Genomic DNA, 20,421 nt, shown 5'->3' on the forward strand with positions numbered 1-20,421 from the left:
TTCATGCCGGCCGTCAGCCCGTGCCGCAGATCCAGCGCACGACTTCCGGCGTCAGCCAGCCGAGCGTCGCAAACAGCACCACCCACACTGCCAGCAGGAAGTGCCAGTAGCGCGCGCACAGCGCAACGCGCCAGGCGAACGCCGGGCCGGCCGCGCGGCCCGCGCCGCGCACCGTCACCGCCCAGCCGGCCAGCCCCCCGATCACGTGGAGCCCGTGCATGGCCGTCAGCAGATAGAAGAAGCTGGCCGCCGGGTTGCCGGCCGGCATCACCTGCGCGGCTTGCAGCACCTGCCAGGCCCAGAGCTGCACGCCCAGAAAAGCCAGCGCGCAGGCCCCGCCGGCCCCGAGCAACGTGCGCGCCGCGGCCGGGTGGTCACGCCGCGCGGCGCTGGCGGCCCGCTGCAGGCACGCGCTGCCGGTGACCAGCAGCCCGGTACTGAGCCACAGTTGCCAGGGCATGGCAATCGGCGACCAGTCACCGCTGTCCATGCGCATCGCATAAGCCAGGGTGAACAGCGAGAACAAGGCGGTGGCGACACCCATGAAGGCCCACAGGCCGGTACCGGTGCTGGCCGCGCGGCGGTCCGGCGGCCAGCCGCCGGGGGGATAGGCAACAGCCGTGTTCATGCGATCGCTCCCTTGGCCCTGCCCGGGGCGGGATGCGGCTGCGGCTCCTGGCCACCCGCCTCGGGGGGTGCGTTTTGTGCAATGAAGTCCTGCGGCGCGCCCGGCACACTGTAGGCATAGGCCCAGCGGTAGACCACCGGCAGCTGCGGCCCCCAGTTGCCGTGCACCGGCGGTGTCTGCGGCGTCTGCCACTCCAGCGAGGCGGCGCGCCAGGGGTTGGGCTCGGCTCGCCGGCCGCGGAAGGTGCTCCAGGCGAGGTTGAAGATGAACAGCAGCTGCGCCGCACCGACGATCAGCGCGGCCACGGTGATGAAGGTGTTCAGCGCGTGCGCCGAGGCCGGGATGAACTGGTAGCCGTCAAAGTTGTAGTAGCGCCGCGGCATGCCCAGCACGCCCAGGTAGTGCATGGGGAAGTAGATGGCGTACGTGCCGAGGAAGGTGATCCAGAAATGCAGCTTGCCGATCCGGTCGTCCAGCATGCGGCCCGTGACTTTCGGGAACCAGTGGTAGATGCCGCCGAACACCACCAGCAGCGGCGCCACGCCCATCACCATGTGGAAGTGCGCCACCACGAAGTAGGTGCCCGACAGCGGGATGTCCACGCTCACATTGCCCAGGAACAGCCCCGTCAGTCCGCCGGCCAGAAAGGTCAGGATGAAGGCCAGCGTGAACAGCATGGGCACGGTCAGGTGAATGTCGCCGCGCCACAGCGTCAGCACCCAGTTGTAGACCTTGATGGCGGTGGGCACCGCGATGATCAGCGTGCTGGTGGCAAAGAAGAAGCCGAACCACGGGTTCATGCCGCTCACGAACATGTGGTGCGCCCACACGACAAAGCTCAAGGCCCCGATGATGACGATGGCCCAGACCATCATGCGGTAGCCGAAGATGGCCTTGCGCGCGTGCACGCTGATCAGGTCGGACACGATGCCGAAGGCCGGCAGCGCCACGATGTAGACCTCGGGGTGGCCAAAGAACCAGAACAGGTGCTGGAACAGCAGCGGGCTGCCGCCCTTGTAGCCGGTCACCTGGCCCATCGACACCAGCGCCGGCATGAAGAAGCTGGTGCCCAGCGTCTTGTCGAGCAGCATCATCACGCCGCTGACGAACAGCGCGGGGAAGGCCAGCAGCGCGAGAATCGTCGCCACGAAAATGCCCCAGACCGCCAGCGGCATGCGCAGCAGCGTCATGCCCTCGCAGCGCGCCTGCAGCACCGTGGTCACGTAGTTCAGCCCGCCCATCGTCGTAGCGACGATGAAGATCACCAACGACACCAGCATGAGGATGATGCCCCAGTCATGTCCTGGCGTGCCGGGCAGGATGGCCTGCGGCGGGTACAGGGTCCAGCCCGCGCCGGTGGGCCCGCCGGGCACAAAGAAGCTCGCGATCAGCACGAGCACCGACAGCAGGTAAACCCAGAAGCTCAGCATGTTCAGGTAGGGGAACACCATGTCGCGCGCGCCGATCATCAACGGGATCAGGTAGTTGCCGAAGCCGCCGAGGAACAGCGCGGTGAGCAGGTAGATCACCATGATCATCCCGTGCATGGTGACAAACTGGTAGTAACGCTCGGCGTTGATGAACTCGAACTGCCCCGGGAAACCCAGCTGCAGCCGCATCAGGTTGGACAGCACCACCCCCAGCAGCCCCACGGCGATGGCGACGCAGGCGTACTGCACGGCAATCACCTTGTGGTCCTGGCTCCAGACATACCGGGTCAAGAAGCTCTGCGGGTGATGCGAAGTGTCTTCAGCGTAGGCCATGGTGTTCCTCGTTCAATGGCGCAGCTTCACCGCTGCGCCTTCTGCCCAGGTGCGGGTGCGGGTGCGGCCGAAGCCGCACCGCCCAGGGACTGGATGTAGGCCAGCAGCGCAGCCACCTCGTCGCTGCCCAGGTTCGCCGGCGGCATGATGGGCGGAAAGCCCTTCACCACCTGCGCCTGGGGCTCGAGGATGGAGCGCCTCAGATAGTCCTCGTCGGCCCGTACGGTGGTGCCGTCGGCGAGTGTCCGGGTCGTGCCGTACAGTCCCTTCCAGGTCGGCCCGACCCGGGCGCTGCCGTCCACCGTATGGCACGCCGCACAGCCCCTGGATTGGGCCAGCGCCTGGCCCTGGGCGACCAGGCTGTCGGCACCGGTGGCCGGTGTTGCAGTGGCCGGGCGGCCGGCGCTCGCCATGGTCACCGCAAAGGTGGGCTGCGTCTTCAGCCAGGCCTGGAACGCGGCCTCGTCTTCCACCACCACCTGGCCGCGCATATTGGGATGACCGATGCCGCACAGCTGGGCGCACATGGCCTCGTAACGGCCGAGCACAGTGGGTGTGAACCAGAATGTGCTCATCTGGCCCGGCACGATGTTCATGCGCGCACGAAACGGCGGAACGAAGAAGTCGTGCAGCACGTCGTGTGAGCGCAGCAGCACCTTGACCGGTTTGTTCAGCGGCAGGTGGACCTCGGTGCCGGCGACGAGGAAGTCGTCCTGCCCGACCGGATCGCGCGCGTCGAGGCCGAACGGGTTGGCAGCGCTGACGAAGCGCGCATCGGTCGGGCCCAGCTTGCCGTCTGCGCCGGGAAAGCGGTAATACCACTGCCATTGCTGGCCCAGTATCTCCAGCACGATGGCCTCGCGCGGCGCATTGATGTATTGGGCATAGACAAAAAGCCCGGGCGCCAGCAGCAACGCGATGCCGACCGTGGTGATCCCGATCAGCCAGCGCTCCAGCCTGCTGTTCTCGGGTTCATAGGATGCGCGGCTGCCTTCGCGATGCCGATAACGAAACAGCGTGTAGGCAACAAAAAAATTGATGACAACGAAAAAAAGGCCTGTGACGACCAGCGTGATGGTCAGCGTATCGTCCATCGACTGCCAGTTCGAGGCCAGCGGCGTCGCCGACCAGGGACTGACAAAGTGGAACAACACCGATCCGATGACGATGACAATGAGGACATAAGCAAAAACCATTCGCATCCTCTCGGTTCGGCGCCGGCCACCCCTTCAATGCCGATTGAACTTCCAGTACAAAAATGCAGCCGTCACCCCAAAAATCAGGTGGGTTATCGCGGTTGGTGCGCCACGCAATTCGGCGAACCAGGGAAAGAAGCGGGTCATGCCGTAAAAATTCAGCAGATACAGCACCACGCCGAACACCGCGCCCGCCAGCAACACCATGCCTACCGTCGAATCGAGTCGGAACGGCACGATGATGGCAACGAGTACCAGGCCAAACAGGACACCCAGCACATAGTGAGCCGCGAGGGCCACGGCCACCACCATGACGCTGAAATCTGTCGATTGCAGGGTCTCAGGCCCCGTCACGATCGCAGAGATCATGTATGACACGACCCACGGGCTCTCGCCAGAAACCAGGGTCGACCAGAACAGCTCCAGCACCATCAGCACCGCCCCGGCCGCCAGTCCGGCGACCGCCGCTGCAGGCCAGTCCGGCTGGTGTTGCCTCTGGTAGGAATGCAGATGAAGGTCCATGGCCACCTCCGCCAGTTTGAGGGACTGCGCACGTGTCAGGTGACCCGCGCGCATCCCGGCTCTTCAGGGGAACACCGGGGTATCCGGGTCCTCACCTTCCAGACGCGCTTCAGGGTGCGAAGCCTGCAGCAGGTTTTCGATTTCCTTGACCTGCAAACTCGACACGTCCACCATCAGCAGGATTTCACCACGCTCGATGGCGGCCTCAAAACGCTTGAGCCGGTGGCTCGGCACGGAAATGCCAATCAGACTCGACGACCAGGCCCCGAACAGGGCACCGAGCACACCCAGTATGGCCACAACACCCCATTGCAACGAAGCAAATCCGAGGGGATAGTACATGGCCACCAGGATACCCGCCGCGATACCGATCACGCCACCGATCAGCAGGCCCAATTCGGCCGCGTAAATCACGTCCGTCGTCTGAAAGACATTGGCGGGATGAAGACCCGAGAGATTGGTGCCCTCCCGTCCAAAGCAATGGATATGCTGCACCGGCACACGCGCCACCAGCAAGTCATTCACCGTTTGCCTGGCGCTGGCCACATCAGGTAGTAACCAATAAACTCGTCTGCTCATAAGCCCCCCCTTTTCATCACTCTGTGTGACTGTGGGATACAGATCAAAACGCAATCAATTTATACACCCGCGAACAGGTGAGTGCAAGCTGAGTGCAAGTTGCGTCGTCTCCCCTTCCAAGAACGGCCCCGCGGGCGGGCAAACCGCAACTGGTCAGCGTGACGCGGTGGCAATGGATTGGCGTCCCTATTGGCTTCCCGGTGAGACCTGTTGACTCAAGCGTTATTTGCCTGTCCCGCCGTTGAATTCGACAGCCCTCATGCCCACCGCTATAGTGAAATCACTGTTTACCTGAATTTAACAATTGAGCGCATATGACACCTGAAATTCAACCTGCCGACCTGGGCTTTTTCTCTGCCCTCGCGAGTGCCGGCAGCCTGAGCGCCGCCGCACGGGAACTTGGCATCACCACGCCCGCCGTGAGCAAGCATCTGGCGCTGATGGAGTCGCGGGTGGGTGTGCCGCTGGTGAACCGGACGACGCGGCGCATGAGCCTGACACCGGAAGGCGAGCTGTACCTGGAGCATGCACGCCGCATTCTTGGGGAAATCAATGACATGGCGGAACTGCTCGGCGTGTCGAGGTCCACCCCGAAGGGCCTGCTCAGGGTCAATGCGACGCTCGGCTTCGGGCGCACGCACGTGGCACCGATCATCTCCAGGTTTGTCCGCAAGTACCCGCAGGTCGAGGTGCAGTTGCAGCTGTCGGTCAACCCGCCGCCCCTGACGGACGACTCGTTTGATGTCTGCATCCGATTCGGCGCGCCGCCGGACGCCCGCGTGATCGCCAGACACATCGCGCCGAACCGGCGGCTGCTGTGCGCGTCCCCCGCCTATCTGGCCAAGCACGGCACACCCAAGGTCCCGAACGATCTGACCCGGCACAACTGCATCGGCATCCGGCAGGGTGAAGAGGCTTATGGCGTGTGGCGCCTGGCAAGCGGCCGTGGCCGAAACGTGACCACCGAGGCCGTCAAGACCCGCGGCAACCTGACCACCAACGACGGCGAGATCGCCGTCAACTGGGCGCTCAACGGCCACGGCATCCTGATGCGTGCCGAATGGGACATCGAGCGCCACCTGAAATCCGGCAGCCTCGTGCAGGTGCTGCCTAATTACTACACGCCCGATGCCGACATCCACGCGGTTTATCCGCAGCGCCACCAGTTGACCGCGCGTGTCCGGGCGTTCGTCGACTTTGTGGCGCTGTCATTTACGAAACGCTCGGTGGCAAGCAAGCCTTAGACTCCGCTCGCTAACCATAGCTGTAGCCGTAGCGGCTCAGCTGGCTCAACTCTGGATCCGGGACGCACCGCTCATGCCGGCCAGGCAACCGGCAAGGCCTTTCGAGCACCCGTCGACATAAAACTCCCGTCATCGGGGTCCGCCCCACATAATGGGCAGCAACGTCCACAGGAATCGATCATGTTCCGAGGCTTATCGTTACGCGGGCTGCCCGGTGTCTTGTCCAATGTCGCGGCGGTCACGCTGGTGCTGGTCATCGCCTTGAGCGGACTGGCCCTGTGGTTCACCGACCCGATCCCGGTGCAAAGCCTGCGGCTGGCGCAGTTTGACCAGTTCCAGCGCTGGCATCCGCGCCCTTATACGCCGGTGGCCGTGCGTGTGGTGGACATTGACGAGACCAGCCTGAAAGCCTACGGCCAGTGGCCCTGGCCGCGGACCCGGCTGGCCGAACTGGTGCAGCGCCTGAATGAGGCTGGCACGGCAGCGATCGCGTTTGACGTGCTGCTGACCGAGCCGGATCGCACCTCCCCGGCGGCCATGGCGCAACTCTGGAACAACCCGAAGGTCGGCCCCCTGCTACAGCGCCTGCCCGATCATGACGCGGTTCTGGGCAAAACGCTGGTCGGCCGGAACGTGGTGCTGGGCAGCAGCCTGTCCCGCAGCGGAGCCTCCAGCGCATCCGCGGCAACCACCTCCGACGCCCCCGCCGATGCGCCTTCCACACTGCCCTATCGCATCGTTGGCAGCGGCGCCAGCAACCCGGCGCAATGGCTTCATGGCTTCGATACCGTGCTCTGGCCGTTGCCGGTGCTGCGGGGCAGTGCGGCCGGGCTGGGCGCGCTGAATTTTGCGGCTGATGCCGATGGCGTGGTGCGCCGCGTGCCCCTGTTGCTTCGCCTGGGTCAGCAGATTGTGCCCACCTTGAGCGCCGAGGCCCTGCGCGTCGCCCAAGGTGAGCGCAACCTCTTGCTGCGCAGCAATGAGGCAGGCGTGCAGGACGTGCGCATCGGCGGTGTCACGGCGCCCACCAATGCGCAGGCTGAAATCTGGTTGCACTACACCGAAGATCAACCCGGCCGCTTCGTGTCGGCAGCGCACGTCCTGAACGGACAGGCCGACGCCAAACTGCTGGATGGACACATCGTGCTGATCGGCAGTTCGGCTGCCGGGCTGATGGATTTGCGCTTCAACCCCATGGGCAAAATGATGCCGGGCGTGCAGGCCCATGCGCTGGCGCTGGAACAGCTGTTGTCGGGTCAATACCTGCAGCGCCCCGCCTGGGCCGGTGGCGTCGAGCTGCTGACGCTGGTGCTGGGCTCGCTGGTCGTCGGCCTGCTGGCGCTGGGAACCCCCGCCAGATGGGCAACCGCAGCGGCTGCTGGGGTGCTGGCTGCCTTGTTCGGTGGCGCCTGGTATGCGTTCGTGGTCGAACACCTGCTGCTCGACGCGATCAATCCCGGACTGGTCATCCTGGTGAGCTTCGGTCTGGCCAGCGGTATGCACCATCTGGTCAGTGAACGGGAACAGCGCTGGGTACGCCAGGCTTTTTCACGCTATGTGTCACCCAACAGGGTGGCGCATCTGGTGGCGCACCGGGAACAGCTGGAACTGGGGGGCCAGCGCCAGGTCTGCAGCTTCGTCTTTACCGACCTGGCGGGCTTTACCAGCATGATGGAAGCTGACGACCCGAGCCGGGCGGTGGCCCTGCTCAACGATTATCTGGACGCCATGCTGGCCATCGTCTTCAAGCACGAAGGCACGCTGGACCGCATCGTGGGCGACGCGGTGGCCGTGTTGTTTTCGGCGCCGGTGCAGCAGGCCGATCACCGACAGCGCGCCCTCAACTGCGCGCTGGAGATGGACACCTTTGCCTCGGCCTATGCGACCCGGCTGCAGGCTCAAGGCATTCCCTGGGGACACACCCGCATCGGCTCCCACAGCGGCGAGGTGATTGTCGGCAATTTTGGCGGCAAAACCCTGTTTGACTACCGGGCGCTGGGTGACCCGATCAATACTGCTGCGCGGCTGGAAACCGTCAACAAGCACCTGGGCACGCGCGTCTGCGTGTCGCATGCCATTCTGGAGGGCTGTACGGATGTGCCGGTGCGGCGCGTCGGCCAGCTGGTGCTCAAAGGCAAGAGCAAGCCGCTGTTGGTGTTTGAGCCGCTGGCCACCACCAACGCCACCGCTTGCGCCGCCCCCGCCGACTATGACGCGGCCATGCGCCTGCTGCAACCCGGCGAGATGCATCATCCGACACTCGCCTGTGAATATTTTGAGGCCCTGGCCGAGCGCCACCCTCATGACCCGCTGGTGGCCCTGCACCTGCGCAGGTTGCGCGAGGGTGCGGCAGACGACCTTATCGTGATGGCCGAGAAATGAGCTCCCCCGTCACCGTCAGCGCACGGTTATCTCTGCTCGGCGGTTACGCGGCTCATCGGTATTTTTGGGCGTAGCCACCAAAAGGCTGCGTGCGCCGTTTGACTCCACCACGATCGCCATATTTTTCAGGCCGAGCTGCTGCATTTGCCGGGCAATGGCATTCGCGCGCCTGAGCCCCAGGACTTCGTTCGATTCGGTCGTACCCAAGGTGTCGGTGTGGCCGACCACCGTGATGTCCAGCGCTTTGCGGGCCTTGGCGAGTTCCTTGATGCGCGGCATCACGGCCTTCGACGCTGCCGTCAACTCGGTGCTGCCGCGCTGAAAGTAGAGCGTGAACGATTCGGGCAGCGGTGGGCGGGCGGCCATGGCGGCACCGAAATCACGCTCCACCTGCGCCTTGTTGACATCGAAAGGCGGCGCGCTGCCGTCCAGCAATGCGCCCTGTTGGGCCTGGGCCAGAACCTGCTCGCCCCGGTCGCCTTGCACCACCACGCGGCCCACGCTGTTGTCCGGGCTGGGCAGCAGCACAACATAGGAGCCGGTGCGCCTGGGCGCAACCGCCAGGCGGGCCCTGATCTGATCCATGGTGTCGACCACGGTCTCATCCTGCGGGCACAGCTCGGCCGGGTCGATGCCGGTGCGGTCCTGCCCCGCATCCTGGGCGCCGGGCACATCGGCGCGGTTGACGTTGAGCGCCGTCACCAGCTGCCCCATGCCCGCCAGCGTGCGCGCCTGCGCAATGATCTGGTCGTAGCTGGCGTTGACGTAGGAGCGGTTGGCCTGGAAGTATTCGTTCTGGCTGTCCAGCARGTCCAGCAGCGTGCGCTGGCCCAGCTCGAACTGCTGCAGGTAGGCTTCGCGCGATTTCTCGGTCGACAGSCGGTGCTGGTCGCGGTAGGCCAGCTGCTCGTTGAGGGTCCGCACGTCGCTGTAGGCGATCGACAGGGTCTGGCGCACGTCGCGGCAGGCCTTTTCCTTCAGGTCGCGCGCCTGCTCGTGCAGCTCGACGGCCTGGCGCTCGCGCGCCTTGTCGGCGCCGCCGCGAAACAGGTTGTAGTTCAGCACCAGCTCGACGCCATTGACGCGGGTGGTGCCGGTCACGCCCTGCAGGTTGCGGTCGCGGGAGTCATACAGCCGCAGGTCCACGCGCGGCATGTAGGCGGCCTGGCGCGAGGCGATGGCGGTTTTTTGCGCCCGCACGTTCTCCAGCGCGGCATTGATGGTGGGGCTGTTGGGCAGGCCGTCTTTCATCAACATTTCGGTGGAGGCGGGCATGGGGCCGATCTGGAATTTGGCGGGCAGCTTGGGCAGGACCTCCGGCGGCTTCTCGCCGACGATGCGAAGGTAGCGTGCGCTCACATCGTGCAGGTTGGTCAGCTCGGTCAGCAGGTTGGCCTCGGCCAGCGCGAGGCGGCCGGTGGCCTGCTCGACGTCGACGCGGCGGCCCACGCCGGCATTGGAGCGCTCTTCGACCTGGCCGGTGGTCTGCTTGTGCACGACGTAGTTTTGCGTGGCCGTATCGACCAGCTCGCGGTAGCGCACGACGTCGGCGTAGGCGCGCACGGCTTCGAGCGCGGCGGTCTCGGAGACTTCCTGCAGCTCGTAGTAGCGCGTGAGCTTGGCGTAGCCGAGCCGCTTGACCTCGTTGGGCGTGAACAGCCCGTCAAACAGCATCTGGTTGAGCGTGAGCGTCGTGCCACGGAAGTTGTAACGGCCAAAGTCGGTCAAGGGCGTCTCGCGGCTCTCGCGGCCGGTGCCGGCGCGCAAGTCGATCTGGGGGAAATAGCCGCCGCGGGCCACGTCTCGCTCGTTGCCGGCGGCCTGGAAGCCGTGCCAGCGGGCCTGCACCTCGGGGTTGCTGACCACCGCCTTGCGCGCTGCGTCCACCATGGGCTCAGGCAATGTCTGGGCTTGCACGCCCAGACCGGCCAGTATCGCCAGCGTCAGCACCGAGAATTTTTTCTTCTTGACCATTTCGACCATCCCTCTGCAATGCAGTTAGTTAGCGTATTTTTATCAGTTTTTACATTATTTAACAACAGATAACTAATTTTCACCTGTATTGCTCGCCATTTCGAATGGCGAATTGACTTCAATGTCCGGAATCCCGCGGGCAGCAGATCGGTCACAGGAAACCCGACCTGGTCAACGTCTCGAGTTCCAGGTGAAAGGGTCTCGCGCGCAAAGCGATGCCCAAGGTCATCAGGAGGCAGGCGGTGCAAAAAACGGTGCACCGCGATCCGCACAACACGGTCACGCGGACTGCGCTGTTCTTTTTCTCGACATCGATATTCGAAGACTGTCTTGCTCATGCGCGCCAGGCGGATCAGGCGAAAGTGCGGGGCAAGATCTCAGCAGATCTCAGTAAACCTCAGTGAATTCAGTCAAAGCGGGCTTGTGCAAGGCCACCCAACCAAGCGCCAAACCGAGGCAGGGCGGTTGGTTCAAGGCACTTGTACCGTGGCAACGAACTGCGTACCTCGCACGCCGATGATGCCGGCCGGCGTCTTGACCGTCACGGCATCGGGCTTGAGCTTGGCAATCACACCCGACACATAGTTCAGACTACCCTTCGCCAGGCGCGTACCCAGCTTGAGCTGGCCCTGCGCGGGCGCATACAGATATTCGTCCACCGTCAGTTCGGTATCGGGGCCGAAGGACATCACGGTGTTGTCCTTGAAGGTGACCCCCAGCGTACCGACGGGGCCCGTCTTGAGCTGGCTGCCCTGCTGAATGGGCGTGCCCAGCTGCGCCGGGACGCGCTGCCCCGCCGTGGTGATCCAGGCGTCGCCCTTCACGGTTTTCACGAAACCGACGGGTTCAGTCTGGGCGTGGGACAGCAACGGCGCCCAGGCGAAACCCCAAACCATAAACGCGCTCAAAATGCTTCGAAGATCATTCATTTGCATACAACTCCCCCAAAAAATCATTCTCGTTGACTTGGGCCGTACGGCACAAGTCAATTTTCACGCCATTTGACGCCCGTAACTCCTTGCTTTCCTTCCGCATATGCGCAAGGAAAACGTTTTCTCCCTCCTCCCTCGGATCGGCGCGCGCGCTCTCGACCTGACTCACAGCCGGGAAAAGTTGCTCTGTACGCTGCTCGCCCAGCCGGAGACGGGTTCGCTGGTGCCTTCGGCCAGCAGGGCCGAGGTACTGCGTATCCGGTAAGACAGGTACTTCACGATATTGCGCATCATCTTCAGGGTGGCCTCGGGCTCCCGACTCATCAGTGCCGCGATGGCCTGTTTGTCCAGTAAGACGGCACGCACGGGGCTATCAGCCTGCGCGGTCGCAGACCGAGGTTTTCCGTCGATCAGGCTCATTTCACCGAGGAACTGGCCTGGCCCCAACGTGGACAGCCGGGTGGATTCATCGCCGCCCGACAAGATACTGACATTGCCTTCTTCGAGCAGCCAGACGCCATCCGCCTCACTGTCCTTGAAGAACAGTACTTCACCCTTGGCCACCTCACGGAATTCGCCCAGCATCAACACCTCGGTAACTTCCTCCGCAGTCAGGCCGTCCAGCAGGCTGTTTTCCGGGAGCGGTACGCAAAGCAATGCAGCCGATTTTGTGGAGGAGGCCGAAAGAACCACATCCTCGCAAAGCTCCAGCCCGCGATCCATGTCGACACGGCGTTGAATCCCGGGTATTGCCTGCAGGGCCTCGTGCAGTTCCGGTGACCGGGTCCGGTTCATGCCCGTGAGGACAACCGTCAATTCCCGCTCCACAACAGCCCGGATGAGCCACGTCAGTGCATTCAAACCACTGGGGTCCACATCCAGAACCTGACTCACGTCGATGACAACGGCCGTTGCCTCGGGGTTCAGTTCGTCGACCAATTGAGTCAGCCGGATGCTGTTGCCAAAAAACAGATGGCCATTGAGCTTCAAAATGCCCACCCGGTCGGACGTCTGAGTCAGGAGGTTGCTTTCCTCGAAGGTCCTGACCCGCCGCGAGCGGTAGCGATCGAGATAATTCCACTTCGTGGTGAGGCTGTCGGACACACGCCGCAGAATGACCAGGCACGACAAGCCGATACCCATGAAACAGGCCCAGATCATGTTGCCGAAGTACTCCACCACTGAAATGACCACGGTGGTCCAGAAACCCAGGTCGGACGTCCCTTCACGGCGCCAATGCCGCGTGCGCACGATCTCCGATAGCCGATGAAAGAATTCATGCTCCGCCATCAGAAGGGCCTGCAGGAGCAATATGCCGGCCACCACCCCAACAGGCAAGGCCACCAGCCAGTTGCCAAACGTCAGTAACAGCGCACCGGTGAACACCAGACCCGCCAGCGCAACATGCACGCCACGCCCCCCGGCCAGCCAGCTGGAAATGCTTCGGGAATTGTGACCCGTGCAGGGCACGCCCCCCAGCAGGGCGCTGACCATGTTGGAGCCCCCCAGCACCATCAACTCGCGGTTTGGATTGATGCGCACGCCAAAGCGCTGCTCCATCTCGTTGGCGGCCGTGAAGGTTTCCAGGATCATCACCAATGCCAGGGTCATGACGCCCGGCAAGCCGATCTTGAGCAGGCGCGCGAATTCGTGCTGGGGCAATTCAGGCCACAGCCGCACGGACATCCATGCCCAGTCGGGCGCGACCCACGTGCTGGAGGATGGAAAGGGGACCTCCAGCGGCATGGCGATGGCCAGCCCCACCGACAGGGCCGCCACCACCCCGGGGATGAAGGTCAGCTTTTTCGCCCGCGCCAGCAGACGGGGCCAGACAACAAAACAGGCCACCATGCCCACGGCCGTGACAGCAGCCGTCACGCCGCTGCCCCTTATCGTCTGAATGCCCAGCATCAGCAATAGCAAGGCCGTGCCATTGCTGATACCTGCGGTGACAGGCATGGGAATCATCTTGAACAGATTGCCGAACTTCAACAGCCCGCAGAGCAACACCAGGGCGCTGGCCACCAGAAACATGAGGCTGCCAGCCGCCAGCCCAATGGTTAGCTGCGCTGCCGTCAGGTGCAATTGGGGCGCATGTCCTGCCGCCTCGTCCGCTGCGATGGTCATGCTGATCACGAGCCAGACGTAGGCCGCCAGGGAGGCCATGCGGGCGCCCGGTATCACCGCGGACTGCCCCCTCAGAAGGAGGTTGATGGCGGGTATCAGGGTCGCGGTGATCACGGTTGCCCAAAAGCCCGCGGCCATGGCCTCCGGCCCCAGCATGCTCATGAAAAGCAGCACGGGAGCGACTGTGGTCGTCATGGCCCGCAGTGACGCCTGGATGCCGCCCCGCAGATCGGCGCGATTTATTTTTATCAGTTCCCGCATACCCCGCCCCTGTAGAAGTGAAACCTGTCATGAGTCCTGACAAGCACGTCGCTACCGTTCGGTCCGCATGTTTTTGGGAACATCCGGAAACTTGCGGAGTATGAAGCAAATATCGAACCAGCGCGTCCTCGGTTTAGGGGAGGCGGCGCGGGGATCTGTTCCATCGGACCCGCGCCTCCGCCCGAACGACCGCGAGGAACACGATCCACTGCTCCGGGGCTTTGAGCACTGTCGAAATGCCACCTTCTGCGCTAGCGTGCGCTCACATCAAATCCGGTTTAAGCGCTTGATGGTGCGACATAGCCCTCGGGATACGTCGAAACCTCATGTGAAGCCGTCATCGAAGATGTGGTGCGGCCCCGCCGCCTTTTCGGGTAGCATGCAACAACCTGTAACACCTAACCCTTTTCCCGCGGGGTTTGCGATGAAGGCCTTCATGCGGCCTTTCGCGATGCCGGATCGCCAGCAGACCCAACCTGACCCATCCCATGAAAAAAACCCAAAATGGGGCGTGGCTACGCCGTACCCGCGCACTCTGGATAGTCGCTGCCTTGTCAGCTGCCGGACTGGCCGCACAGGCGGCCGATGAGGCGGGCGGCAGCGGACCGCGTTTTGCCATCTCGCGCTTCGCCGTGGAGGGAAACAGCCTGCTGCCAAGCGCCGAAGTTGAAGGGCTGCTCGCATCCTTCGCCGGCCCTGAACGCAGCTTCGGCGACGTGCGGCGCGCGGTGGAGGCACTGCAGCAGGCTTATCGCCGGCATGGCTACAGCGTGGTCCTCGTGCAGTTGCCCGAGCAGGAACTCGCCCAAGGCGTGGTGCGCATCAAGGTGATCGAGCCGCGCATCGGCCGCACACAGGTGGAGGGCAACCAGCAGTTTTCGACCGCCAACATCCGCGCCAGCCTGCCCGCGCTGCGCGAAGGCACCTCACCCAACATGCGGGACATTTCGGCCAGCCTGAAGGTGGCCAACACCAACCCGGCCAAGCAAATCACACTGGCGCTACAGGGCGCCGAGCAACCCGATGCGATCGATGCCGTGATCCGCGTGACGGAAGAAGACAAGCCCTGGCGGATCGGCCTGACCGCCGACAACACCGGCAACGCCGAGACCGGCCGCACGCGCCTGGGCGTACTCTTTCAGCATGCCAACCTCTGGGACCTGGACCAGGTGATGACCTTGCAGTACACCACCTCGGCCGAAGAGCCGTCCAAGGTCAACGTGTTCGGCGTGGGGTACCACGTGCCGCTGTATGCGCTGGGCGACTCGATGGATTTCTTCGCCAGCCACTCGGACGTGGACTCCGGCACGCTGACGGCCGGTGTGCTGAACCTGCAGGTCAGCGGCAAGGGCAAGGTCTTCGGCGCGCGCTACAACCACAACCTGCCGCAGTGGGGCGACCTGAGCTCCACGCTGATCTACGGCGCCGACTGGCGGGCCTACAAGAACAATATCGACCTCGGCGGCTTGCAACTGGGCGATGACGTCACGGTCCATCCGCTGTCGCTCACCTATGCCGGCCAGCTGGCCCTGCCCTCCGCCATGCTGGGCGTCCAGTTGACGGGCCTGCAAAACATCCCCGGCGGGACGAACGGCCGGGACGCGGACTTCAGTCGCCAGCGCGTCGGTGCGTCGGCCAGCTACCGCGCCCTGCGCTACGGCGTGGGCTACAGCCAGCGGCTGGAGGGCGACTGGCAGTTGCGCCTGCAGTTCAACGGCCAGGCCACCCGCGACGCACTGGTGCCGGGCGAGCAGTTCGGCGCCGGCGGGGCGAGTTCGGTGCGCGGCTTCCGGGAGCGTGAAGTCGCCGGCGACCAGGGCCAGTTCGCCAGCGCGGAAATCCAGACGCCCAACTGGTGCCCGGCCACCGCCGCCATCGCGGTGCAATGCCGCGCGCTGGCCTTCGTCGATGCCGCCAGCGTTTCGCGCAACAAGGCCCTGCCCGGCGAAGAGCAGCGCACGTCCATTGCCAGCGCGGGCCTGGGTCTGCGCTTTGCCCTGGACCGGCGCGCCAGCCTGCAGGTGGACTACGGCCGCGTGCTCGACGGCGGCGGCTCCCGCGCGGCCGGCGACAGCCGGGTGCACGTCGCCCTGACCCTTTCCTACTGACATGACCCAAAGGAAACGCAAGTGAAAACAACCCACGCACACCCTGCACGGGCCTTGCTGGCGGCCCTGGTCATGTCCGCCTGCGCGGCCGGCGCCGGCGCCCAGACCGTCGTCAACGGCCAGGCCAGCTTTCAGCAGCTTGGCAATGTCCGCACGATCACCAACACGCCCGGCACCATCATCCAGTGGCCTGGTTTCTCGATCGCGGCGGGCGAGGTCACGCGTTTCGTCCAGCAAAGCGCCACGAGCGCGGTGCTCAACCGCATCACGGGCCAGGAACCTTCGCTGATCCTGGGCGCCCTGCAATCGAACGGCCGCGTCTTCCTGATCAACCCCAACGGCGTGCTGTTCGGCGCCGCCTCGCGGGTGGACGTGAACGGGCTGGTGGCCTCGAGCCTGGCGATCTCCAACAGCGACTTCCTGGCCGGCAAGATGAATTTCAGCGCCGGCACCGTGGCGGGCCGCGTCGCCAACCAGGGCCGGATCTCGACGCCCGAAGGCGGCCAGGTGATCCTGATCGCGCCGCAGGTCGAGAACAGCGGCCTCATCCATTCGCCCGGCGGCGACATCGTGCTGGCCGCGGGCCGCAGCGTGAAGCTGGCCGACAGCGGGAACCCGGCCCTGCACGTGGTGGTCAGCGCCCCGCAGGACCAGGCCGTCAACCTGGGCCAGATCGTGGCGCAGAGCGGGCGCATCGGCATCTACGGCAACCTGGTCAACCAGCGCGGCCTGGTCAGCGCCGACACGGCTGCGGTGGGCGCCAATGGGCAGATCGTGCTCAAGGCCAGCGGCGACCTGCTGCTGGAGGCCGGCAGCCTGACCAGCGCGAGCGGCGCCGGCACGGGCACCGGCGGCACGATCCATCTTCTGGGTGAACGCGTGGGCCTGACGGGCAACGCCCGCGTGGACGCCAGCGGCGAGTCCGGCGGCGGCACCGTGTTGGTCGGCGGCGACTTGCGCGGCCAGAACCCGGCTATCGCCAACGCCAAGCAGGTCTACATTTCCAGCGACGCCACCATCAGCGCCGACGCCCTGGCGTCCGGCAACGGCGGCAAGGTGATCGCCTGGTCCGACGGCACCACGCGCGTCTACGGCAGCATCAGCGCCCGGGGCGGCGCGCAGTCGGGCGACGGCGGCTTCGTCGAAACCTCGGGCCACACACTGGACATGCGAGGCCGCGTCGACACGCGCGCGCCGAATGGCCGCACCGGCACGCTGCTGCTGGACCCGACCAACATCTACATCGCGAACGACCAGGCCAGCGCCACCAGTGCGGGCATGGTGGGCAGCGACACCTCGGCCGAAACCTTCGTCGCCAGCGGCGCCGTGAGCGATTCGCTGCTGACCGTCGGCACTTTGCAGGCCGCGCTTGCCAGCAGCATGGTGGTCGTCACCACCGACAACGCGGCGGGCACGGGCGCCGGCATCATCCAGGTGGTCGACCCCGTGACGTGGACCAGCGACACGAGCCTGACGCTCAATGCCGCCGCGGGCATCAACATCAACGGCGCCATCAGCGGCGGCCCCGGCAGCCGGCTCGAGCTGCACACCGCTTCGGGTGACATCAACCAGACGGCACCCATCGCTGTGGTGACGCTGTCGGCCCGCGCGGACGCCGGCTCGGTCAATCTCACCAACGCAGGCAACCAGGTACAGCAACTGGCCGGCTTTGCCAACGGGGCCGGTGGATTCAACTTCCGCAATAACAGCACGCCGCTGCTGATCGGCCTGGCCGGTCCGGAAAGTGGCATCACGTCGCTCGGCAGCGGTGCGATCAACATCAACGCTGCAGGCGACCTCATGCTGCTCAGCCCGGTGAGCTCGCAGGCGGGCGACATCGTGCTGGCCTCCGGAGGCACCTTCATCAACCAGTCGACCGTGAGCGCCACCAGCGGCCGCGTGACGGTGCAGGGCACCGTACTTCAATCTTCCCTGGCCGACTGCACCGCCAACCCGGCGCTGGACGGCTGCTCCGCCATGCTGCCGACGCTGGCGCAATGCACCAGCGCTCCCGCGACCGCAGGTTGCTCTGCCGTGCTGCCGACCTTGGCCCAATGCATCAGCGCACCCACGATCGCAGGTTGTTCCAGCGTACTGCCGACCTTGACTCAATGCACCAGCACACCTACGGCCGCGGGTTGCTCTGTCGTTCTGCCGACAACCCAGACCAGTACCAACACGCCCGTGTTCCAGGCTTTGAATGCGACGATCAACATCATCAACGCCAGCAGCACCGTGCTGCTGACCCAGCCGACCACTACACCGCCTGCCATCGCATTTCTCGACACAAAGAAGACGGACACGAAGACGGACGACACCAAGACGGACAAGAAGAGCGATGATGCCGACAACAAGCCGTCCGTGGTCAAAAACGAATCGGCAGTCAAGAAAATGTATTGCAACTAACCGGGGCTGACCATGAACCACCATTCCCCTGCCATTACCTCCATTACCTCCCTCCTGTTCGTGCTGTCGCTCTTCGGGGCCCAGGCGGCCCACGCCGGCACGCCGGCCGGCGAAGTGACCCAGCTCAGCGGTTTCGTCATGGCCGTCAAGGCAAGCGGTGCGCTGAAAGTGCTCTCGCCACAATCCGTGGTCGAAGCGGGCGACACGCTGATGAGCGAGGACAACACCTACGTTCGCATCGGCCTGGCCGACGGCCGCCAGGCCGTGCTGGGCCCGCAGACGCGGCTGACAATCACCAACGCAACCGCGCTGAGCCTGGCGACCGGCCAGCTCCAGGTGCTCGCCGGCGCACAGCCCGGCGCCGGCCGCCTGACCATCGAGGCGGGTGAAACCACCGTCGACGCCGGCACGGCCAGCTTCAACCTCTTCTACCGGCCGGACCCGGCCGCCGCCCTCGCGCAGCGTGCCTATGCACGGGCCAGCCTGGCGTCGGCCACCAGCCCCGTGCAAAGCGATGCCGGGACAGCCCTGCCCGTCTGGGAGAAGGTCGCGCAACTCACGCCTTCCCTGCCAAGCACTCGTTCAGTCCTGGCGCCAGGCCTGTATGTGCATGTGATCGACGGCCTCATCAATCTAACGAACAAGGGGGGATCGATGCAGTACTCGCCCGGGCAGTTTGGTTTTACCCCCTCCTTCAGTCAGCCGCCAGTCGTTTTGCCCGTCAACCCGGGCATGGTATTCAAGCCGCCGCCGGCGTTTTCGTCCCCGCCCATGAGCGGCAGCGGCGGCAACAGAAGCAACACCGTCGACTGCGAAGTGCGCTGACCCCAAAGAAAATCCCCCGGTGCGCATCGCGCCCTACCCATGCTCGATGGGGCTGCGCGCACCGTAATGCTCGGGCATGCGGATAACATGCAGGGCCCGCCGACGACCATAAGATCGTCGCGCTTGACGAACAGACGCGCGCCTCGCAGCACGTTGCCCAGCGCGGCTTTCATCCTGCGCAGCGGCTGGATTGATGTCGCGCCGTCGATCAACCGGGCGCGTCGGTCCCCGCTGACAGTGGCTTCGGCCTTCAGGTCATCGGCTCATGTGGTGGGCGGGGCCGCGGCGGGGCTAGCCTGTGCCGTCCTTGCGGATGGCGGTGGTGGTGCGCCCACCAAAGCCCCAGTTGTCGGTATCGACTTCCTCGATGGCGATGTGAGTCCACTCCGGCGGCTTGTGCAGCACGCGCTCCAGGGTTTCGGTCACTTCCTTGATGACCTGGGCTTTCTGCTCGGGGGTGGTGCCTTCACGGGTGATGCGGATGCTGACGAAGGGCATGACAGGGCTCCTATAGGGTGTAGTGGGGTGTACGGGGATGTACTGGCGAAGGAAATGGAAATGAAATGGCAATGCTCGGGTTGTTGTTCGGCATCCCGGCTGCGGCCGGAGACAGGATCCGGTCGCAACTCGAGGCCTGTTACTTGCCGGCGCTCGCGCCGCCGTCGACTGGCAGCACCACGCCGGTGACGTAGTCGGACTTCGCCAGGTAGAGCACGGCCTCGCCGATTTCGCTGACCTTGGCGATGCGGCCCAGCGGGTGCATCTGGCCCAGCGCGGCGTGGGTCTCGACGGGGTGCATCGGGGTGGCGACCACACCGGGGGCGACTGCGTTGACCGTTACGCCGAACGGCGCCAGCTCCAGCGCCAGGGCGCGGGTAGCCTGGTTGATGCCGCCCTTGAGGGTCACGGCCAGCAGCGCCGGAACGTTGCTGGCGGGCTGGATGGCCAGCGAAGCGGTGATGTTGATGATCTTTCCCTGCTTGCGCCCGGACATATGCCTGGCCGCTTCCTGCGACGGGTACAGCACGCCCTTCAGATTGGTGGATATCTGCTCTTCCACCTCGGCCGGCGTGAACTGAATGAACGGCTTGGCGGTGAAGATGCCGGCATTGTTGACCAGCACGTCGACCTTGCCAAACTTCTCGATGGCTTGCTCGAACACCTCCCGGGCCGACTCGGGTTTGCCGACGTCGCCAGCGACGCCGAGGAAGCGGTCGCCCGCATTCAACCGGGCTGCGGTAGCCCGTAGACGCTCTGGCGAACGGCCGGTGCCGACGACGTTGTAGCCTTCCTTCAGAAAGGCCTCGGCCAGGCCCAGGCCGATGCCGCTGGTGGCGCCGGTGATGACGACGGTTTTGTCTGATTTGCTCATGGATGCACCTCTGCGAAATGGGGGTTGAAAAACGATCTGGATGAGGCCCCGGGGTTGAGCAGAGAACTCGCTTCCGGGCCTGGAGCAACTGTATTGCTGCTG

At 64.7% G+C, this 20,421-nt stretch carries 16 protein-coding genes; 6 read left to right on the forward strand and 10 right to left on the reverse strand.

The genetic code is table 11. From position 1 onward, the window contains the following. Positions 1-13 precede the first annotated feature (13 nt). From AC1DUR_RS08045 to AC1DUR_RS08065, 5 genes are all read right to left on the reverse strand, one after another. On the reverse strand, positions 14-628 hold the full coding sequence (locus tag AC1DUR_RS08045) for a cytochrome c oxidase subunit 3 family protein (protein WP_477717610.1): 615 nt from the start codon (positions 626-628) through the stop codon (positions 14-16). Continuing rightward, positions 625-2,391: a cytochrome c oxidase subunit I gene (gene ctaD / locus AC1DUR_RS08050; protein ID WP_477717609.1), complete on the reverse strand. Its 1,767-nt coding sequence runs from the start codon at positions 2,389-2,391 to the stop codon at positions 625-627. The genes AC1DUR_RS08045 and ctaD overlap by 4 nt, the downstream gene beginning before the upstream one ends. A 26-nt stretch (positions 2,392-2,417) precedes the next feature. Next, complete coding sequence (locus tag AC1DUR_RS08055; RefSeq protein WP_477717608.1) at positions 2,418-3,587, reverse strand: cytochrome c oxidase subunit II; 1,170 nt, start codon at positions 3,585-3,587, stop codon at positions 2,418-2,420. Between the two features lie 33 nt (positions 3,588-3,620). Further along, positions 3,621-4,109, reverse strand: coding sequence for a hypothetical protein (locus tag AC1DUR_RS08060; protein WP_477717779.1), 489 nt, complete (start codon positions 4,107-4,109; stop codon positions 3,621-3,623). 63 nt (positions 4,110-4,172) lie between these two features. Beyond that, complete coding sequence (locus AC1DUR_RS08065) at positions 4,173-4,688, reverse strand: DUF1269 domain-containing protein (protein ID WP_477717607.1); 516 nt, start codon at positions 4,686-4,688, stop codon at positions 4,173-4,175. A 314-nt stretch (positions 4,689-5,002) separates the two neighbouring features. Here AC1DUR_RS08065 and AC1DUR_RS08070 point away from each other — a divergent pair, with 314 nt between their 5' ends. Together AC1DUR_RS08070 and AC1DUR_RS08075 are read left to right on the forward strand one after the other, a co-directional pair. Further along, complete coding sequence (locus tag AC1DUR_RS08070; protein ID WP_477717606.1) at positions 5,003-5,932, forward strand: LysR substrate-binding domain-containing protein; 930 nt, start codon at positions 5,003-5,005, stop codon at positions 5,930-5,932. Between the two features lie 180 nt (positions 5,933-6,112). After that, on the forward strand, positions 6,113-8,314 hold the full coding sequence (locus tag AC1DUR_RS08075) for a CHASE2 domain-containing protein (protein ID WP_477717605.1): 2,202 nt from the start codon (positions 6,113-6,115) through the stop codon (positions 8,312-8,314). 15 nt (positions 8,315-8,329) lie between these two features. On the opposite strand, the gene AC1DUR_RS08080 is transcribed toward AC1DUR_RS08075, so the two are convergent. Beyond that, a complete protein-coding gene (locus tag AC1DUR_RS08080; protein ID WP_477717604.1) occupies positions 8,330-10,288 on the reverse strand; it encodes a TolC family outer membrane protein in 1,959 nt (652 codons plus the stop codon). A 215-nt stretch (positions 10,289-10,503) separates the two neighbouring features. On the opposite strand from AC1DUR_RS08080, the gene AC1DUR_RS08085 reads away from it, so the two are divergent. Further along, entirely contained in the window at positions 10,504-10,692 is a 189-nt protein-coding gene (locus tag AC1DUR_RS08085) for a hypothetical protein (RefSeq protein ID WP_477717603.1), read from the forward strand. 66 nt (positions 10,693-10,758) lie between these two features. On the opposite strand, the gene AC1DUR_RS08090 is transcribed toward AC1DUR_RS08085, so the two are convergent. Further along, positions 10,759-11,217, reverse strand: coding sequence for a FecR family protein (locus AC1DUR_RS08090; protein WP_477717602.1), 459 nt, complete (start codon positions 11,215-11,217; stop codon positions 10,759-10,761). 168 nt (positions 11,218-11,385) lie between these two features. Continuing rightward, positions 11,386-13,608, reverse strand: coding sequence for a cyclic nucleotide-binding domain-containing protein (locus tag AC1DUR_RS08095; RefSeq protein WP_477717601.1), 2,223 nt, complete (start codon positions 13,606-13,608; stop codon positions 11,386-11,388). A 488-nt stretch (positions 13,609-14,096) separates the two neighbouring features. Between AC1DUR_RS08095 and AC1DUR_RS08100 the strand changes: the two genes are divergently transcribed. The 3 genes from AC1DUR_RS08100 to AC1DUR_RS08110 are packed head-to-tail and all read left to right on the forward strand — an operon-like array spanning position 14,097 to position 18,947. Then, on the forward strand, positions 14,097-15,716 hold the full coding sequence (locus tag AC1DUR_RS08100) for a ShlB/FhaC/HecB family hemolysin secretion/activation protein (protein WP_477717600.1): 1,620 nt from the start codon (positions 14,097-14,099) through the stop codon (positions 15,714-15,716). Positions 15,717-15,737: 21 nt separating this feature from the next. Beyond that, positions 15,738-18,122, forward strand: a complete 2,385-nt coding sequence (locus AC1DUR_RS08105; protein WP_477717599.1) for a two-partner secretion domain-containing protein — start codon at positions 15,738-15,740, stop codon at positions 18,120-18,122. Between the two features lie 12 nt (positions 18,123-18,134). After that, positions 18,135-18,947 (forward strand): FecR family protein, encoded by an 813-nt coding sequence (locus tag AC1DUR_RS08110; RefSeq protein WP_477717598.1) that lies wholly within the window; start codon positions 18,135-18,137, stop codon positions 18,945-18,947. Between the two features lie 291 nt (positions 18,948-19,238). Here the strand turns inward: AC1DUR_RS08110 and AC1DUR_RS08115 are convergent, their stop codons facing one another. Both AC1DUR_RS08115 and AC1DUR_RS08120 read right to left on the reverse strand, forming a co-directional pair. Beyond that, positions 19,239-19,445, reverse strand: a complete 207-nt coding sequence (locus AC1DUR_RS08115) for a tautomerase family protein (protein ID WP_477717597.1) — start codon at positions 19,443-19,445, stop codon at positions 19,239-19,241. 139 nt (positions 19,446-19,584) lie between these two features. After that, entirely contained in the window at positions 19,585-20,319 is a 735-nt protein-coding gene (locus AC1DUR_RS08120; RefSeq protein WP_477717596.1) for an SDR family NAD(P)-dependent oxidoreductase, read from the reverse strand. Positions 20,320-20,421: the final 102 nt, after the last annotated feature.

The sequence above is a fragment of the Polaromonas sp. P4_F4 genome (assembly GCF_056401355.1).

Bases quoted from the DNA above. Each gene is read 5' to 3' on its own strand.
- AC1DUR_RS08095 (WP_477717601.1), bottom strand. From the start codon at position 13,608: ATGCGGGAACTGATAAAAATAAATCGCGCCGATCTGCGGGGCGGCATC.
- AC1DUR_RS08055 (WP_477717608.1), bottom strand. From the start codon at position 3,587: ATGGTTTTTGCTTATGTCCTCATTGTCATCGTCATCGGATCGGTGTTG.
- AC1DUR_RS08065 (WP_477717607.1), bottom strand. From the start codon at position 4,688: ATGAGCAGACGAGTTTATTGGTTACTACCTGATGTGGCCAGCGCCAGG.
- AC1DUR_RS08090 (WP_477717602.1), bottom strand. From the start codon at position 11,217: ATGAATGATCTTCGAAGCATTTTGAGCGCGTTTATGGTTTGGGGTTTC.
- AC1DUR_RS08085 (WP_477717603.1), top strand. From the start codon at position 10,504: ATGCCCAAGGTCATCAGGAGGCAGGCGGTGCAAAAAACGGTGCACCGC.
- AC1DUR_RS08060 (WP_477717779.1), bottom strand. From the start codon at position 4,109: ATGGACCTTCATCTGCATTCCTACCAGAGGCAACACCAGCCGGACTGG.
- AC1DUR_RS08115 (WP_477717597.1), bottom strand. From the start codon at position 19,445: ATGCCCTTCGTCAGCATCCGCATCACCCGTGAAGGCACCACCCCCGAG.
- AC1DUR_RS08120 (WP_477717596.1), bottom strand. From the start codon at position 20,319: ATGAGCAAATCAGACAAAACCGTCGTCATCACCGGCGCCACCAGCGGC.
- AC1DUR_RS08110 (WP_477717598.1), top strand. From the start codon at position 18,135: ATGAACCACCATTCCCCTGCCATTACCTCCATTACCTCCCTCCTGTTC.
- AC1DUR_RS08075 (WP_477717605.1), top strand. From the start codon at position 6,113: ATGTTCCGAGGCTTATCGTTACGCGGGCTGCCCGGTGTCTTGTCCAAT.
- AC1DUR_RS08070 (WP_477717606.1), top strand. From the start codon at position 5,003: ATGACACCTGAAATTCAACCTGCCGACCTGGGCTTTTTCTCTGCCCTC.
- AC1DUR_RS08100 (WP_477717600.1), top strand. From the start codon at position 14,097: ATGAAAAAAACCCAAAATGGGGCGTGGCTACGCCGTACCCGCGCACTC.
- AC1DUR_RS08045 (WP_477717610.1), bottom strand. From the start codon at position 628: ATGAACACGGCTGTTGCCTATCCCCCCGGCGGCTGGCCGCCGGACCGC.
- ctaD (WP_477717609.1), bottom strand. From the start codon at position 2,391: ATGGCCTACGCTGAAGACACTTCGCATCACCCGCAGAGCTTCTTGACC.